The organism is Paenibacillus alba (assembly GCF_013204855.1).
Classification (GTDB): domain Bacteria; phylum Bacillota; class Bacilli; order Paenibacillales; family NBRC-103111; genus Paenibacillus_E; species Paenibacillus_E alba.
This window is the reverse complement of the sequence record NZ_JABMKZ010000005.1, coordinates 86,030-103,554: the sequence shown is the minus strand read 5'-3', so window position 1 is coordinate 103,554 and position 17,525 is coordinate 86,030. Positions and strand designations below refer to the sequence as shown.

The following is a 17,525-nucleotide window of genomic DNA, read 5'->3' as shown; positions in this document are numbered from 1 at the left end:
AAAAAACTAAAACATCCATGTCATTTTTTGCTGAATATTCTACAATATCTTTAAGGTGAATGCTTTCATTATAGAAGAATATAAGGAAGGCCTTATCGTATGTGAGAAAAGGCAACATACGTGGGTCTCAACTGTGCGATGATGGTATTCTCGCAAGTTGTTCGCTAACAACGAAAGGAGGAGGAAAGCACGTTTGATGGGTAAGGCAAAACCTTGTCCCATCTGCCTCGGCGAATGCCGACAGGTTATACAAAACATAGGAGGCTAGTATAATGTTAAAAAAAAAGCTGTAAAGCAAGCCTTTCGAAAAATGATTGCCGGTTTACTGGCAGCAACCATGTTCGGATCTTTTCAAACTCATCTTGTATTTGCCGCGCCGAATGAGCAATCATTAACAAAATTGCCGGGTGTGGTTGCAACGTCCAGCAGTGATTGGAATAAAATGTATGTCAACAGAACGATAGACGGAAACGTGTCTGGAGACAACAACACCTGGTTTACCAACGACAAGGTAAAACCGCATTGGTTGAAGATTCAACTTCCTGCGGAAAAAAAGATATCCAAATTCGTTCTTCACCACTATGGGGTATTCGGAGATAGGAAGTATAACCCCTGGAGCTTCAAAGTAAGCGTAAGCACGGATGATGTCAACTATACACAAGTGGATCAGGTGGATGGAAACATCTATAATGTCACGCAGCGTACGCTGGCACAACCTGTTACGGCACGTTACGTTAAAGTAGAGTATGATACGCCGGAGCAAGCCTACGGCCAAGTTACAAACTCAATGATGGCTCGTCTGGCCGAAATTGAGCTGTTTAGCAGCAGCGATGCCGTAAGCACACTGTACCAACAGGTTCCGACTATTGCATTGAGCGATAAAACCGTCGGTTATACAGGATATCCGGTCATCATGGATACTGTAAATCGCGCGACAGCTACGATAGCTTACACGGGTGGCTTAACGCAAATCCCCTTTAAGTACTTTTTTAAAGGGCATGGAGTAAATGAAAATTATACGGAAACGGCTCCAACCGCATTAGGTATGTATGATGTAAAGGCCGTGTTTGAAGGGAATGATACCTACCGCAGAACTGAGAGTAATGTGGTCGTTCTCACCATTGCCAAAGCAAACATTGCCCTCACTCTTGAGAGCAGATCTTTCGAATACACGGGTCAAAGTATCGCGATGACGGGGGCCGTATCGTACCCAATTAAAGTTCCTTTTGTATATAAATATAAAGCGCTTACGCCGGGTGCTGCATGGAAAAATGCTGCTCCGATTGAAGTAGGTACTTATTTGGTTAAAGCCGTATTTGCCGGAGATGACGTGGCGCTGCAAGCGGAAAGCAACGAAACGACGATGAGTATTGTTCCGGCTTCCCAGCAAACCAATTGGGCGGAAATAAGCGGCGTGTTATCAGGACTTACAGCCAAACAATTGGCTCCGGTGGATACCTTCTACCTGAAGGGCAAGTATATGGTTTCAGGCATGCTGATGGGTAATGGAACGTTCGGCGTTGTTTCCGATGCCAGAAAAAACGAGCAAAGCTATTATCTCGCCAGCGGCGATGCTTTCAAAAATAATGGCGATCAGAAACTTCTCAATGCCCAGTTGAAGCTTACAAACGGAGACCCGATCAATCCAGAACCCGTTACAAAGCCGCCGTTTATCTTCAACTCTTCCACGGATGATGATAAGTTGGAGGGGCATATTAAAGATGATAGGTGGGAACCGATTTATTATGCCAACAGCCCCAATGCATTTGATTCGGATGAAAATACGGAGTGGATATCCAGATCGCAAAAAGTAGCGCAAGATGTGGAGCAACATGAGAATCAAATTGTGGAGCCAACAGACACATTGCCGCGCAGTCAGGAAAAGTTTGTCAGCATTCAAGGAAAACAGCCTTTTACCTTCGACAAGATCGAAATCAAGCATCATAGTGTACGTTTTCCAGACGAAGCGAAGTATAACCTCTATGATTTCGATATCCAGACTTCAAATGATGGAAATAGCTGGTCAACAATTAAAAGTGTTAAGGGTAATGTGCATGCTGTCAGCAATTTCGAGTTTGCGGCTCCGATCACGACTTCATTCTTAAGAGTAACCTCGACCACACCGGTAGCGCCTCAATATGCAACGCTGTATTTTCCAAAGGATATGACCTCGGCGCGCATTACGGATATTAATATGTATCGCAACGGCGTGAACGTGATCAATCCTCCTAAACTGTACGACGGGCGTTTTCTACACGAACGCGATATTTTGAATGCGGAAATCCGCAGTAAAATGGAGTATAACAGTAATTTGGTCAGCTATCAGACATGGACGGCTGACGATCAGAATGCCATGTTTACGAATGTTACATTGGATAGCAGCGCTCCCGGACCCCAGAAAATCAATATACAATTGGCTGCTCCTGAAGTAAAAGAAGGAATCGTCGTCAATACGACAGGAATCGACGGGAATGCGATTTGGTTGACCCGAAATGCCGAAATCGATTTTGTATTCCGTGGAGCCACGGCAACCAAAGTCATCAAGGGCAACTTTGTTATGGGCAACAACACGATTATTTTGACGCTAAATCCCGGAGAAACGGCTAAAGTCGCTACCGTGCTGTATACGCACAGCGGATTGAAAGCAAAAGAGGGCGAAGGGTCCATCATGATCACGAAAGATTTAACGACAGTGAAAAATATTGCCGTTCAGAAATTAAACGCGATTACCGAGGCGTCCATCAATACAGCTCGTACCTATCACCTGAACTGGTGGAAAAATTATTGGCTGAAATCTTATGTGAATGTAAGCGACCCGAGCGTACAAGACTTCTATTACACGACGCTTTACATCCTTGGCTGCGCTATTCGCCAAACGCCCGAATGGGCAGAGCAGCCTAATGTTGTCGGCGGTTTGAACGGCTTGTTCCATACGAACGATGATTCGGCAGCCTTGGGCAGAGCCGTTACGAATTATAACTATGAAGCTCCATTCTATGGCCTGTTTTCAAGCAACAGGACGGACATGCTCCAGCCTTATTACTCAGATGCAGTGAATGGCTTAAGCTTCTGGCAGCATGAAACAGCGGACAGAGGGTATGAGGGCGTACAAATCGGCAGGCATCATATCCAAGTAAGGTCTTTCTTCGGAGTTATGGCTCCTCATGAGATTAGCAAAGAAAGAAATCCGAGATTGTCCAGCGACCAAAAGACAAATGTTGCATTATTTACCATGCCTTTCATATGGGACTGGAAGTACACAAGAAATGTCGAAAATTTAAGGAGGTTTGTTTATCCCTCGATCAAAGAGGTGGTCAAATTCTATTGTGATTTCGTGGTGAAAGAAAGCGATGGCAAGTATTGGGTACACTTTAGCAGTGAACACGAAGCAGGAAATGACATCAATCCGTCGATTGATATGGGATATATCCGATCGACGTTTAGAGATTATATTGAAATGGCGCAATTTTTAAACGTGGACGCGGATTGGGTTGCAAAATGCCAGGAAATTCTTGACAATCTGATGCCTATTCCAACGAGCAAGAACCATCCAACGACCATAAAAGAGTTGGCCAATCTTGGCTTTAAGTATGACAAGGAGATTTTTGTAGGAGCACAGAAGAGCTACAATAAAGTTCAAATCAATGCATTCGATTTACCTTGGGCATCGTACATCTCCAATGCCAACCAGCCGACGATGATGGAAGGATCTGTTCATCCGAGTGAATTATTGAACCTGGGTTCAGACCCTGCACTCCTCCAAATTGCCAGGAACACCTTCGAGTACGGGAATTTTATGAATCCGCATTCCGATGGCGGGTCAACCAATGGATTCCCCAAATCATTTACGATTGCCGCGAGATTGGGCATTGATCCTGATAAACTTATGGAACGCTTCCGTACAACGTTAAAAACGTACCACAATACGAAACAGTTCTATGATAATGGAGCCTCCTATGAAAATACGGGTGCGCTTGAAAGCGTTAATAGCATGTTGCTGCAAAATGAGCTAAACGCCATATCGGGCGGAACGTACGAGATGCGTTTATTCCCTGCATGGAGCAAAAACTACAACGCCAAATTCGTAACCTTGCGTGCAAAAAACGCGTTCCGAGTTTCCAGCGAACTGAAAAACGGACAAGTACAATGGGCTGAAATCATCAGCGACGCGGGCAGACCTGTTACCTTAGTATCCCCGTGGACGACCGGCATTGTGGTCAAAGACAAAAACGGAAATAAGGTTCCTTCTACACAAGGTAAGACGCGGCATACGAATGAGGTTACCTACACCTTCAACACCGTTATAAACGGCGTGTACACAATCACAAAAGCAACGCCTTGACCGTACACCGCATATAAATTCTAAAAATCCCGCCCCTCCAGTGAAACATTGTTCACTAGAGTGGCGGGATCTTGTCTTACTCCTTTAACGAACAGGCACGGAATCGATAAAGCCGTAATAAAGAAAAACGGCCTTTTATCATTGTTACATCGTTTAATGTTATTGTTCGAATTTATCCAATTGGAAAAAAAGAGCCCTTATTAGAACCACTGGACTCCCAAATTTTAACACCGACTTATTTAAACATCTTGTTGCGATCCGCGTTGATCGTTTGAAGTACTTGTTTCAGCGTTTTTCCGCCCAGATATAAATCTTGAATAGATTGGCCAACAACTGCGGAATTGTAGTACAGTACCCCGCTTTCCATATCCAAACCTGTTCCATTCCGGTTTCGCCAGGAAGTTAAAATATGCCTTTGCCGCATCAATTACCTTGGAGTTCTTATTGATCGAGCGGACAATACCGCCGGAGGAAATTGACCACGTTTTATTATCCGCAAGTGGTACAGGGAACATTTTCCACGTGTCTGCTTTACTATTCGGGAACTTGGCCAGAACCTCGTTCGAGAATGTCGAGTATGCCATTGTATTTAACCATATCTCCTGATGCCATTCCGCCTTACCTGGTTCGTAAATCGGCGTAATCCCTTTGGCCTTGAGCGCTTCACACACTTTCAGGAAATCCTGATAGTTGGCTGGAACCGGACGGCTCAGAAGTTGAATTTGAACCGCAAGCCGCTAACAAGCTGACTAATACCACACTACTCAAAACACTGGAAACTGTTTTAAATGTTACACTACTTTTCATATATTATGCCTCCCATGCCTCCCTTTTTTGGCTTATTTATATGAGGTTGCCTACCCTATATCTATTATATTTTCATTTACAAGAGTTTTACATAGGGATTTCAGTTCATCCATGAGGATATTTTGTTCGGACCAAACCTGATTGCATCATTTTGACAATATCCCATTTTTGTTTTGATTGTAAAAAGAAGGAAGAATTCGAGAGGTTATCGAAAATAACAACAACTTTTTCTCTTCTCATCATTGGCATTATTCTGATAAGTGTTGTTTCATTCTATGTCTACATATCAAATATTTTGGAAAAAAAATCCTCGGAGTCCCTCTTTCAGTTGACAAGTTATATATCAGCCGACTTTAATTCACAGATAAACAACATGAACGCAGCGTCCAAAAAGATTTTTTATTTTCACAACAGGTCCATGATTTGTTTTTCTCTGACATCTTTGAGGTGAATAAATCTACCATCGACCATCAGCGTGAATTAGAATTAAATGACATCATTTTCACACTCTTGGGGTATGATGAACCATTTAAGCGGATTAATATGTTTCAAACAAGCGGAGAGTTTTCAAGTTTTGGAAATGATTCTATTTACACCAAGATCCCGCAAGATTTCATTATGAATGTAGATTGGGTTAAGGACACATCTACCTCTCGCATACTAACGATTGGAAACCCGTCAGAACATTTCAAAATGCCATTTTGCTGCTTGGCCTGCTTACGCTGATTGTTACTTCAGTCATCTCCTATTTTTTCTCTCGATCTCTAACGACTCCGATACCCAATGCGAATTTCGATCATCCTAACAAACTGAATGAGTTGGAACTGTTGAATTTGGCTTTCCATAACATGCGCTTAAGACTTCAAGAGTCACTTGAACAAACAGTCGCATCGAGAGCCCATGAACTGGAATCTCAAAATTTTGCCCTTCAGACCCAAATGAACCCGCATTTCCTTTACAATACAATTACCAATATAAGCATTCTGGCTGAAGAAGCAGATCAGATGACGATTGTCGCATTCTGTCAAGATCTGTCCAGCATGCTGCGTTACATTTCCTCCCATGATACATCTCCCGTGCGTCTGGCCGAGGAATAGGAGCATACAACAAATTATATTAATTTAATGAAGCTTCGTTATGAGGACAACATTAAGTTTCATGTTGATATTCCAAAGCAACTACAAATCATCTATGTTCCCAAATTAATTATTTAACCTTTTGTAGAAAACGCATTTAAATACGGTATTCATGTCAATCCTCCTTGGATCATTTCAATAACAGGTCAAGTTGACAACCACCGATGGAAATTAATAATTCGAGATAATGGTCAAGGTTTTCAGAAGAATCATCTCCAACAATTGAAACACCTCATCGCAACTACAGACCCGTATCATAGAATCCCGAATCTCAAAATAAATGGCATGGGACTCATCAATGTTTATGCACGTCTGAAATTACTATATAACAATCATTGTACGTTGGATATTGACAACCACCCCGCTGGCGGTGCCGTGATCACTATTATCGTAAATAAGGAGGTAAGTACAGACAATGCCTAATCAAACTAAATATCGCGTCCTGATTGTAGAAGACGAACCAAAAATACGCAGAAATATTGCGCAGAAAATTGAAAAGCTGGATGATTCCTATCAGGTCGTCGGATACGCCTCCAACGGAGAGGAAGGTGTCTCCATGATTCATGAACTGCTGCCCGATGTCGTTTTTACTGATATTAAAATGCCTAAAATGGATGGGATCCAATTAATCCGAAGTATAAAAAAAGAATTCCCGGAAATCCTTTTTGTCATTTTGAGCGGATATAATGATTTTGAATATGCAAAACTTGCAATGCAAATAGGCGTTTACGATTACCTTCTGAAACCTTTAACTGTCGATGCCTTAGATGAGATCTTGCAAAAATTAAGAAGGAGCCTTCAGATGAAAACCAATAAGATGAATAGAGAACTGCTGAGTTCCAAGATTAATGGGTTATCGCATAACGTACAGGCTTCGATTCATACTCACAATGAATTCATTGTGTTGTTAATTTGTTTAGGGAATTTAGCTGCTCCGATCACTCCGCCACATCATATTTCTTTTTTTCAAGAATTATGGAGCAATATATGCTTCGATACGATGCTAAGTCGTACGCTCAAGGGAGAAGAGACTTGGTTTGTCATTGATGAGAAAGCTTGCAATCAGAAATTTCTACTCATTTCTGCGGATAATAGACGTTCAGAAGAAGTGAAGCTTTTTGTGCAAGAAATAAGTGCCTCACTATCAACCCACGTGAAGCAACTTCCTGTCACGATCGCATATTCGAACACCATCATGAAACACTCAGACATTTTGGAAAAAGCGCAACAACTTCGAATCTTACTGGATCGTGAGCTCGTTATAGGTCAATCATTAATTCTTCATTGTGTAAAGAATGCCGGTAAAACAACGCCAGTTCTTATGGATCAAGCTTTTCGAAATCGAATTAGTACATGCATCCAATCAGGAGAACCGAATAGTCTGAAACAAGCCTTGTTTCCTTTTTTCGACAATTGGATACAAGCCCGGTATCCTCAGCGACTATTGGAAAAGACAATAAGTCATCTTCTCCAATTGATTAATTTGCAGACAGGAAAGAAACCTGAATCCGACTTGTATAGATTGGAATATGACATCTATGCGCAAATTGCGACAAATCCTGATCCTCATCGGCTCTTTCATGACATATGGGGCGTGATCGAGAACTTGGTTACCGTACCTACTAGTGAAGAAGATATGGTTAAGGTAATCGAACAAATCATGACATATCTCCAACTCAATTATGCTAAAGATATAAATCTTGAACATTTAGCGCTGAAATTTCATCTCACATCTTCTACTTTTTCTAAATTGGTCAAAAAATATTATGGAGAAACGCCATTGAAATATATTATTAAATTGCGCATCGCAGAGGCCAAAAGATTAATCTGCGAAAACCCCCAACAAGAAGTTTGGAAGATTGCCGAGATTGTCGGTTATCCAGATCAACATTACTTTAGCCGAATTTTCAAACATACGACCGGATTGAGTCCCTCTGAATTTAAAGAAACCATACTTCGTCACTCGTAAATTCAATAATAAAACACTCCACAGTTTGAATATATGTGTGGAGTGTTTTATTATTTCATACGAGATCAATGCTGGGTAATGGTCAAGTTATCAAATACAGCACTGGCAAGAGGCGCCGTTGTCCTGTGAGAGCAAACATACATGCCTACGTATACCGTTTGGCCCATAGCGATTGTCTCCTGCCTCACCAGTGTAAAATTGACGCCATCGCTCGACTTATACGTTCTGAAGGTATTGCCAGACCTTGTAATTTTCGCGAAGATGTCCAGCAAATTATTGGCGGATTCCACTGCATGCCCCGTACTTGCGCCTATAGTCAATCTTGCCAAAGATTTGAAATAGTTGGTGGGGGACCAGAATGCGCTTATCATTGGCGAATTGCTGTTCAGACTTGCTCTGGCCATTAACCCGAACTGGGCAGATTTATTGCTGAAGGTTGGATTACTTATTTTAGTCTGTATGCTAAAGTCCCCGGTTAGCTGTTTGTATACAAGGTGGGCATTGTCAGAAGTTTCATAAACATCTGCTCCAGATCCATATACAGTACTCGAGGAGGCATTCATCGTATAGCTTCCTGGTACGGCTACTGTACCTATATCCGCTTGATTCCAACCAACCGAACCGAATACATCCATCTGGGCAATTTTTAATACGCCGTCGTTGTTGTAATTGTTTAGTACTTTCAATTTCACATACCGTTTTTGAGTTTGAGCCGTGTTCAACAAGATTTGCTGAACGCCTCGCTGGTTCATTAACGTTCCCGTTTTTACAGGGCTTCCCCAGTTAACGCCGTCATTGCTTACATAAATTTCATACTCCTTTAACCTTGTCGGCGGAGGTGCTCCCTCTTGCCCGACAGTGACAGGACGATCCTCCGTTTGCTGGATTCTTAATCCACTAATATCTGCATTCTGATTTAGGTTCAACGTGATGCTCTGTGGCAGCGCTGCACCCGATGCCGCTGCATAATAAGTCTTGTAATCGTTATCCACAGCATTGGATATCGGATGACTTGGATCCTCAGAGGTAGCAGTCGCCGTAAAGTTCGTTTTCGGTATAATATTCACTGGATCGCTTGCGGTCAGTTTGATAATCGTATCAGGGCTTGCCCATGACGGCACCGTGATCGTCACATATCCTCCGCTTTGTGAGAATGTGAGCGGCTGACCTGTTTGCAGAAAAACCGCCTGGGAAACGGTGTAGCCGCCATCCGGCAAGACGAGCTGATTACCACTTGTTGGAGGCGTAAGCACATGAATATAATGCGTATTGCTTCCCGGCACGAGTGTCGTTGCACCAAACGATCCAAGATTCCAATTCCCCGGCTGAAAGCCTCCTTTATGATACCCTCCGCCTACTGTGCCGAATATGGATTCTCCCGCCCAGTTAAGGAACGCATTGATCTGGTTATTGACCTTTATCAAGGATGCTGGCATGTCACCCCCGATTTTGGGACCTTCGCCCACATCTACATTGAAGTTTGCGCCTGCCGCTACTGCCATATATTTAATCGTTTGAGGGATATCTACCAAAACATTCTCATCGCCATGGAACCACCAGCCGCCACCAATTTTGAAATTAGCTGCAGTCGCTCTATATGGCTCTTGCTGAAAGCCACTCGGAATATTGTAACTGGGGTTGTAAGTCACGGCCCTGTTCTCTAAAGAGTCTGCATCGAATATTTGTAACGAACGCGCTCTGCCATTCCCGATCGTGACAACGTTATCGTTCTTGGCCCTGATATGGTTCAATAGCCCAAGGCCATCCCAGTACTGGTTCCAGCCATCAAACCAGAGGCCATCAATATCGGGGTAGTTGGTAAGAAGTTCATCTACAATGTCATACGAATATTGTGCCCATCCCTGTTTTGTTGTCAGATCAATCGACTGGTCATTTTTGTAGTTGCGATAACTTGTATTATCCATCCATTCATGTCCGAATCTATCATGCCATTTCGGGTCAGGAGTGATGTACACCACAACTTTAATTCCCTTTGCTCTTGCTGCAGGAATTAACTCTCCCAGGTAGTCTCGTTGTGTCCCCATCGTTCCCGGTATGGAAGATTTCCAAGGCTTGATATATCCCATAACACTATGAAAAGAGCATAGCGTTATGTATTTCGCATGTATCCTGACCGCCTCATCCACCCATTTGTCAGCACTCCATCCACCTGCACTCACTGCCGCTTCAAAATCCGCAATATTGTAATACGCGGCAATCTCATCGTTCGTTTGGCCTGTGGTCATGCCCCAATGAATCATAAGTCCTACTTTTGCCGAAGTGTACCATTGCTCGACACGCTGCTCCGGGGTTTGGGCGTTGGCTTCCCTTGCCACCAAAAAAGATGCAAACATAGCGAGAATAAGTAGACAAACAAACATCACAGTTAGCCTATTCCTTGATACCATCATTCCTTCCTCCCTTCGAATCATCAAATTCGTTCAAATTAGAAGTGCCTATTAAGATAGTTCCATTTCACAATCGGTTTACTGATGAATCAAATTCAATCGTTCCTCCCCTCCAACACTTTTCATAAATTGTATATACCCCATTCTATGCGTTATCAATTTCTTTGTATTTGCACAAAATCGCATTTACCTTTGGATATTTTTTCACTCAAGTCAAGCAGACACCGCTATATAAAATACTCGGTTCAACAATGAAGTTGAACCGAGTACAGCCTGTACTTATGTCATTATTCATTTAACTTGCCCGCTTATGGTAATTTCTTTCTCTATTCACATAAATTGAACTCAGACAAGTCTTTAAGATCTAACTAAGGAAGGGACAACTAAAGCTCAGTAAACGAGGCCGTCCATGCCTGCGTCACTTTTTCTATTTAGTCACGATGTGCATCATGAAGCTATGTGGAAGCTAGCCCGAATTAGAAGAGAATGCGTCTTTGCATTTTCTTTTTGATCAATATGGATCATCTGTCTAAATATCTCTTCACCTAGAAACGTCCATGCATTCATCACAATCGTTATTCCACTTTCCATCTAGAATAAAATATCGTCGATGATGCCATCCCTCGCTTAACAGAGTCAAGATACGATTCAAGTATGGAAGGCAGACAGTCTAGGGCACAAACAAATCTATGCATACAATGCATTAATGATTCATTTATCATAAATTTCGAAGTTTTTTTCTCACAAAATTTAAAAACTTTATCAGTCATTGTGATACCGCATAAAAAAAGGAGTGTGATATTCCAGAATTAATTAGAAAACGGAGCCCGATTGATTGAAAACAATAGTACATTCGTGCCACTTCGTTTCGTAGGCGAAACGTTGGGGAGGAAAGTAACTTGGGACGGTGCCGGCTCATCGATCAACATTGATCGAGAATAAGTAGTAATTTTGCTCTAATATTTGAGAGTAAATATGGGATATTAAATGAACTTAGAAAGGCGAAAACAATTCCAAAAAGAATATTATAAAAAAAGCAGATGAGGAATTATCTCATCTGCTTTTTTAGTAATTTCATTTCGTTTATTCAACTGGGTCATTTTCTCATAGCTCGTTCCGTTCTAGTTTCTATCTCATCCTTCCTTAGATATTCACGTTTATCTAGTAACTTTGGATTCTTTTTGAATTCAGAAAAATCCCTTCGAATGATACCTTGATCATTTATGGGATCGACAGGGGTATTACTGAGGAATTACCGAAAATAAATTATTTACCGCTTTCGAATTAAATTAAGCTTTTCATGCCCCGCAGCCACTCATAGTAACCATCATCGAAAAAGAGATCAGGGATGTATGTCTGAGTGTAGTTGCAATTAGGGCAAAGAAGTACCAACCCTTGTTCAAGCACCTTTGGGTATAATTTCTCGTGTTTACTGTTGTTTCCGCAAGTTAGAGGATGCACTCCTTCTGCCTGCTGGTAATCTTTAATACGTTGCTTAACATCCTCTTTGTTCATTTATATCCCCTTTATTTGTACAAAATATATATTGATAGACATTTGATTTCTTGCGTTTCAGCTCTACCATCCTTGAAAACCTTCAAACAGAACTCTCACCAATCTTTACGATATAATTATACACGAAGTACTCATCTACAACATAAAATAATCTAATCGCCCATTAAATTTCCAGCCTTCATCCGCGGGGTAGCAATTTAATTTGTTTTCAGAATTCTCCCGCAAAAAACCACGTGCTTGGTCGGTTCATTAATCATTATCGTGTATTGGTGAGAAAGCCCGCAGGGTCGTGAATGTTTTTATTGTCTGAAGTCAACACGGAGTCAACGCTTCGCTTCAACATTTTCAGCGCATGATGAATCGAGCGTTTGCTCGTAGGCTTGGGTGATTTGTGCATGAAATTCGTCGATCGGATTGCCGCTGACAAGGCTCTCCAAGTGGATGCCTTCGCGAATGTAAGAAACGTATGCAAGATGGTCAGCCCAGAACTCATCGATATAAAAAAGCCCCAGTCAAGACACTCATAACAAGTGTGTTCGACTGGAGCTTCTTTTGTTTGCTTATGAAAGTTTTCTATTACTATCTTTTTCCACTATACTACCACTCCAAAAGAAGAAGAAGACCCACACATCAGAACCATTACGGTTGCGCATGTAAAGCTCTGAGAATGACCGTGACCGCTTCGGCGCGGGTAGTGTTTACTTTCGGTTTCACTGTGCCGTCTTCATAACCGTTGATCAAGCCTTTGGCTGTCGCCGTTGCAAGTGCCTTACGCGCCCAGTCGGATATATCGACGCTGTCCGGGGAGTTGACACTCAAGTCCGTCGCAGCCAGTTTGGCGGCGCGAACGATGATCGCCGCCATTTGCTCACGGTTTATGAGTTCGTCCGGCCCGAAACTGTTGTCGCTATACCCGGCAATAATGCCTTTCGCTGCGGCAGTCGTAATAGCGCTCTTTGCCCAGTGAGTCTCCGTATCGGCAAAGATTTTGCCATCTTGCTCCCCAAGATGGAACGCATTGACGATGACGGTCACAAATTCCGCTCTTGTGATGTTCGCATTCGGCTTAAACGTGTTGTCCGGATAGCCTTTAATCGCGCCAAGCTTCACCAGTTCCCTCACATTCTCTTCGGACCAATGTCCTTTGATATCTGAAAAGTCCGCTTCGTTCGTTTGCGGCTGTACGGGCTTCGCTTTATCGGATGCCAGAACGGCAAATTTCGTAAAATGGCTAACCGTTCCGGATACCGTCCCGTTCTCTTCGTCGACCTTCAGGCTGTCCAATGACACCCATTTATGTGTTTGCTCGTTCAGCCAATATATGCCTATCGTCGACTTCCCAAAGTCCACCTTCGTCTTATCGAAAGGCAGCGTAATAACGATCGGCTTCCTAAATTCGCCATCCTTGTCTTTCTTGATCTCGTAAACCTCGCTGACCAATTGCAAGGCGCTGTCCAGCGGCAGAATCGAGGCGTCGCTCACTTTATCAACCGTAACTTGAATGTTGCTAGCCATCGCTCCGGCCGGAACTTCGATTGTCGCTCCGTTCAGCCTTGTTGTCCCCCCGCTGGCAGCCGCAATCGTTGCGGTGTTGGTCGCACCGCCGCTGAATCCGGTTTCGCTCGTAGTACTGGATCCGCCAGGTGTAGGGGCTTTCGGTGTTGCACTCACTTCGTTGGAGTAGTTGCTGCTTCCTCCCGCGTTGCTCGTTGTTACTGCGAAATAATAGGTAGCGCCGTTCGTCAGACCCGTTACTGTGTAGCTATAAGTCGTGCCGCTCACTGTCGCTATGGGGGTTAAGCCATAGAAGCCGGAAGCCGTTCCCTTATAGACACTGTAGGTGACTGTCTCAGATATACCGTTCCAAGTTAACGCAACTTGCCCATTCCCAGCTATTGCTGTAAGCCCCGTAGGTGCCGAAGACACTGCCGCATTGACGGTCAACTTGGCTGCGTTGCTTGTAGCTGTTGCTGTTTGGCTGCCCGTCGCGCTGCTGTTCGTATTCGTCACTACGACATAGTAGTATGTCGTTCCCGCAGTTGCTGTTGGTACTGCGTAGGATGCGCTTGTTGCACCACTGATCGCTGCGCCGCCGCTATTGCTGCTGGTCGTGTTGCTGTACCACTGATAGCTTAGCGTTCCGCTGTCGCTCACCGTCGCTGCTACGCTCAAGCTCAGGCTGCTCGCACCTTCGTTAACCGTCTGATCCGTCGGCTGCGTGCCGATGCTCGGCGTTGCCGCATTGGTCAGCGCGTTCACCGTTACCGACACCGCACTGCTTGTCGTCGACGCCGTTTGGCTGCCCGTTGCGCTGCTGTTGATGTTCGTCACTACGACATAGTAGTATGTCGTTCCCGCCGATAACGTCGGTACTGCGTAGGATGCGCTTGTTGCACCACTGATCGCTGCGCCGCCGCTATTGCTGCTGGTCGTGTTGCTGTACCACTGATAGCTTAGCGTTCCGCTGTCGCTCACCGTCGCTGCTACGCTCAAGCTCAGGCTGCTCGCACCTTCGTTAACCGTCTGATCCGTCGGCTGCGTGCCGATGCTCGGCGTTGCCGCATTGGTCAGCGCGTTCACCGTTACCGACACCGCACTGCTTGTCGTCGACGCCGTTTGGCTGCCCGTTGCGCTGCTGTTGATGTTCGTCACTACGACATAGTAGTATGTTGTTCCCGCCGATAACGTCGGCGCTGCATACGATGCACTCGTTGCACCACTGATCGCTGCGCCGCCGCTATTGCTGCTGGTCGTGCTGCTGTACCATTGATAGCTCAGCGTTCCACTGTCGCTCACCGCCGCTGCTACACTCAAGCTTGGGCTGCTCGCGCCTTCGTTCACCGTTGCTCCTGTCGGCTGCGTGCCGATGCTCGGCGTTGCCGCATTGGTCAGCGCGTTCACTGTTACCGACACTGCACTGCTCGTCTCCGTGGCCGTTTGGCTGCCCGTCGCGCTGCTGTTCGTATTCGTCACTACGACATAGTAGTATGTCGTTCCTACAGCTAACGTCGGCGCTGCGTAGAATGCGCTTGTTGCACCACTGATCGCTGCGCCGCCGCTATTGCTGCTGGTTGTGTTGCTGTACCACTGGTAGCTTAGCGTTCCATTGTCGCTCACCGTCGCTGCTACACTCAAGCTCGGGCTGCTCGCGCCTTCGTTCACCGTTGCTCCTGTCGGCTGCGTGCCGATGCTCGGCGTTGCCGCATTGGTCAGCGCGTTCACCGTTACCGACACCGCACTGCTTGTCGTCGACGCCGTTTGGCTGCCCGTCGCGCTGCTGTTCGTGTTCGTCACTACGACATAGTAGTATGTCGTTCCCGCCGCTAACGTCGGCGCTGCGTAGAATGCGCTTGTTGCACCACTGATCGCTGCGCCGCCGCTATTGCTGCTGATCGTGTTGCTGTACCACTGATAGCTCAGCGTTCCACTGTCGCTCACCGCCGCTGCTACACTCAAGCTTGGGCTGCTCGCGCCTTCGTTCACCGTTGCGCCCGTCGGCTGCGTGCCGATGATCGGAGTGGCCGCGTTGGTCAGCGCGTTCACTGTTACCGACACTGCACTGCTCGTCGTCGACGCCGTTTGGCTGCCCGTCGCGCTGCTGTTCGTGTTCGTCACTACGACATAGTAGTATGTCGTTCCCGCCACTAACGTCGGCGCTGCATACGATGCGCTTGTTGCCCCGCTGATCGCTGCGCCGCCGCTATTGCTGCTGGTCGTGTTGCTGTACCACTGATAGCTCAGCGTTCCGCTGTCACTCACCGTCGCCGCTACACTCAAGCTCGGGCTGCTCGCGCCTTCGTTCACCGTTGCTCCCGTTGGCTGCGTGCCGATGCTCGGCGTTTCCGCGTTCGTCATTGTCCACTTCACGTACAGTGTGACGTCGATTGAGCTTATGCTGATCGGGGCACCTGCCACGTAATCCGTTCCAGTTCCATCCGCCTTAGTGTTCCAACCCGCGAACGTGTAACCCGTCTTCACTAGACTTCCCGTGTTGCCAAGAACCGTGGCCGTATCTCCCGATTGATAGGTGGCGCTGTCCGTCGGCGCACTTCCGGACGCAGCGCCGTCGCCGTCATACGTCACCGTGTATGTCATTGCAAGCTTCTTGACGGTTGCTTTACTACTCTTCTCATCATCCAAATACACAACATATGGCGTGCCGCTGCTGTCAATGGCTATACTTGTATAATCTGCAACACCCGCCGAAAAACCGGCAGATCCCGCATTCTCCCACAAGCTTCCGTTATATTTCATGACGGTTGCCTTACCACCGTTACCATAGTCCTTATACATAACATAGGGCGTGCCGCTGCTGTTTATGGCTATACTTGTATAATCTACAACACCCGCTGAAAAACCGGTGGATCCTACATTCTCCCACGCGCTTCCGTTATATTTCATGACGGTTGCTTCATCGCTGTTCAACAAATCCTTATACACAATATAGGGTGTGCCGCTGCTGTCGATGGCTATACTTGTAAAATTTGCTCCACCTGTCGCGGAACCTACATTCTCCCACGAGCTTCCGTTATATTTCATGACGGTTGCTTTATTGTTACCCCCATCCTTATACACAACAAAGGGCGTGCCGCTGCTGTCGATGGCTATATTTGTATAACTTGCACTTCCTGCCGAAAAACCGGCGGAACCTACATTCACCCATGCGCTTCCGTTATATTTCATAACGGTTGCTTTATTGCTGTTCCCCCCATCCTTATACACAACAAAGGGCGTGCCGCTGCTGTCGATGGCTATACTTATAAACTCTGCTCCACCTGCCGAAAAACCTGCGGTACCTACATTTACCCACGAGCTTCCGTTATATTTCATGACGGTTGCTTTAAAGCTGTTACCCGCATCCTGAAAGAAAACAAAGGGCGTGCCGCTGCTGTCGATGGCTATATTTACATTAGTTGCAGCAGCAAAACCGGCGGAGCCAACATTCACCCACGCGCTTCCGTTATATTTCATGACCGTTGCATTACCGCCTCTACCCCCATCCCTATAAACAACATAGGGCGTGCCACTGCTGTCGATGGCTATCCTTGTATTAGTTGCAGCACCTGCCGAAAAACCGGCGGAGCCTACTTTGACCCATTGTTCAGACGCAGCTTGGGCAACCATTGGCGCGCCCATATTGGGTAGGCCCGACAAAAAAATCAGCATTCCCAGTATTATACTTACTAATTTACGATAAGTCTGCTTTGCTTTTCGATTCATTTACAACTCGCTCCCATCAATAACGATATGGTACTGTATACGTTTTTGGATTCAACGTTATCGTTGTTTTACTCCTCTTAACTTTAATAAATTTCAAATCATCACTTTTAAAAGTTTACTAAAGCCAA

Annotated in this window: 9 protein-coding genes and 2 pseudogenes; 5 read left to right on the top strand and 6 right to left on the bottom strand. The window is 45.3% G+C overall.

Annotated features, from left to right (window positions below):
- Positions 1 to 310 precede the first annotated feature (310 nt).
- Positions 311 to 4,342 (top strand): discoidin domain-containing protein, encoded by a 4,032-nt coding sequence (locus tag HQN90_RS09350; protein ID WP_173217530.1) that lies wholly within the window; start codon positions 311 to 313, stop codon positions 4,340 to 4,342.
- A 235-nt stretch (positions 4,343 to 4,577) separates the two neighbouring features.
- Here HQN90_RS09350 and HQN90_RS39290 read toward each other — a convergent pair whose 3' ends face one another.
- Complete coding sequence (locus HQN90_RS39290) at positions 4,578 to 4,709, bottom strand: hypothetical protein (protein ID WP_275942544.1); 132 nt, start codon at positions 4,707 to 4,709, stop codon at positions 4,578 to 4,580.
- Positions 4,710 to 5,005: 296 nt separating this feature from the next.
- Positions 5,006 to 5,149: a hypothetical protein gene (locus HQN90_RS09340; protein WP_173217526.1), complete on the bottom strand. Its 144-nt coding sequence runs from the start codon at positions 5,147 to 5,149 to the stop codon at positions 5,006 to 5,008.
- Positions 5,150 to 5,997: 848 nt separating this feature from the next.
- Here HQN90_RS09340 and HQN90_RS09335 point away from each other — a divergent pair.
- The 3 genes and pseudogenes from HQN90_RS09335 to HQN90_RS09330 all read left to right on the top strand — a co-directional run bounded on the left by HQN90_RS09335 (position 5,998) and on the right by HQN90_RS09330 (position 8,254).
- Positions 5,998 to 6,246 carry a sensor histidine kinase gene (locus HQN90_RS09335; RefSeq protein WP_173217524.1) on the top strand — a complete coding sequence of 83 codons (249 nt, stop codon included), beginning with the start codon at positions 5,998 to 6,000 and terminating at the stop codon, positions 6,244 to 6,246.
- A 132-nt stretch (positions 6,247 to 6,378) separates the two neighbouring features.
- Positions 6,379 to 6,708: pseudogene (locus tag HQN90_RS39895) on the top strand (sensor histidine kinase); the annotation flags it as partial.
- Positions 6,701 to 8,254, top strand: coding sequence for a response regulator transcription factor (locus HQN90_RS09330; protein ID WP_173217522.1), 1,554 nt, complete (start codon positions 6,701 to 6,703; stop codon positions 8,252 to 8,254). The pseudogene HQN90_RS39895 and the gene HQN90_RS09330, both read left to right, overlap by 8 nt.
- A 65-nt stretch (positions 8,255 to 8,319) precedes the next feature.
- Here HQN90_RS09330 and HQN90_RS09325 read toward each other — a convergent pair whose 3' ends face one another.
- Positions 8,320 to 10,665 (bottom strand): alpha-L-fucosidase, encoded by a 2,346-nt coding sequence (locus tag HQN90_RS09325; RefSeq protein ID WP_173217520.1) that lies wholly within the window; start codon positions 10,663 to 10,665, stop codon positions 8,320 to 8,322.
- 828 nt (positions 10,666 to 11,493) lie between these two features.
- Here HQN90_RS09325 and HQN90_RS39890 point away from each other — a divergent pair.
- Complete coding sequence (locus HQN90_RS39890; RefSeq protein ID WP_173217518.1) at positions 11,494 to 11,604, top strand: stalk domain-containing protein; 111 nt, start codon at positions 11,494 to 11,496, stop codon at positions 11,602 to 11,604.
- A gap of 342 nt (positions 11,605 to 11,946) precedes the next feature.
- Here HQN90_RS39890 and HQN90_RS09315 read toward each other — a convergent pair whose 3' ends face one another.
- From HQN90_RS09315 to HQN90_RS09305, 3 genes and pseudogenes are all read right to left on the bottom strand, one after another.
- Positions 11,947 to 12,177: a hypothetical protein gene (locus tag HQN90_RS09315; protein WP_173217516.1), complete on the bottom strand. Its 231-nt coding sequence runs from the start codon at positions 12,175 to 12,177 to the stop codon at positions 11,947 to 11,949.
- A 368-nt stretch (positions 12,178 to 12,545) separates the two neighbouring features.
- Positions 12,546 to 12,683, bottom strand: a pseudogene (locus HQN90_RS09310) (hypothetical protein); the annotation flags it as partial.
- Positions 12,684 to 12,816: 133 nt separating this feature from the next.
- Positions 12,817 to 17,397, bottom strand: a complete 4,581-nt coding sequence (locus tag HQN90_RS09305; protein ID WP_173217515.1) for an S-layer homology domain-containing protein — start codon at positions 17,395 to 17,397, stop codon at positions 12,817 to 12,819.
- Positions 17,398 to 17,525 lie beyond the last annotated feature (128 nt).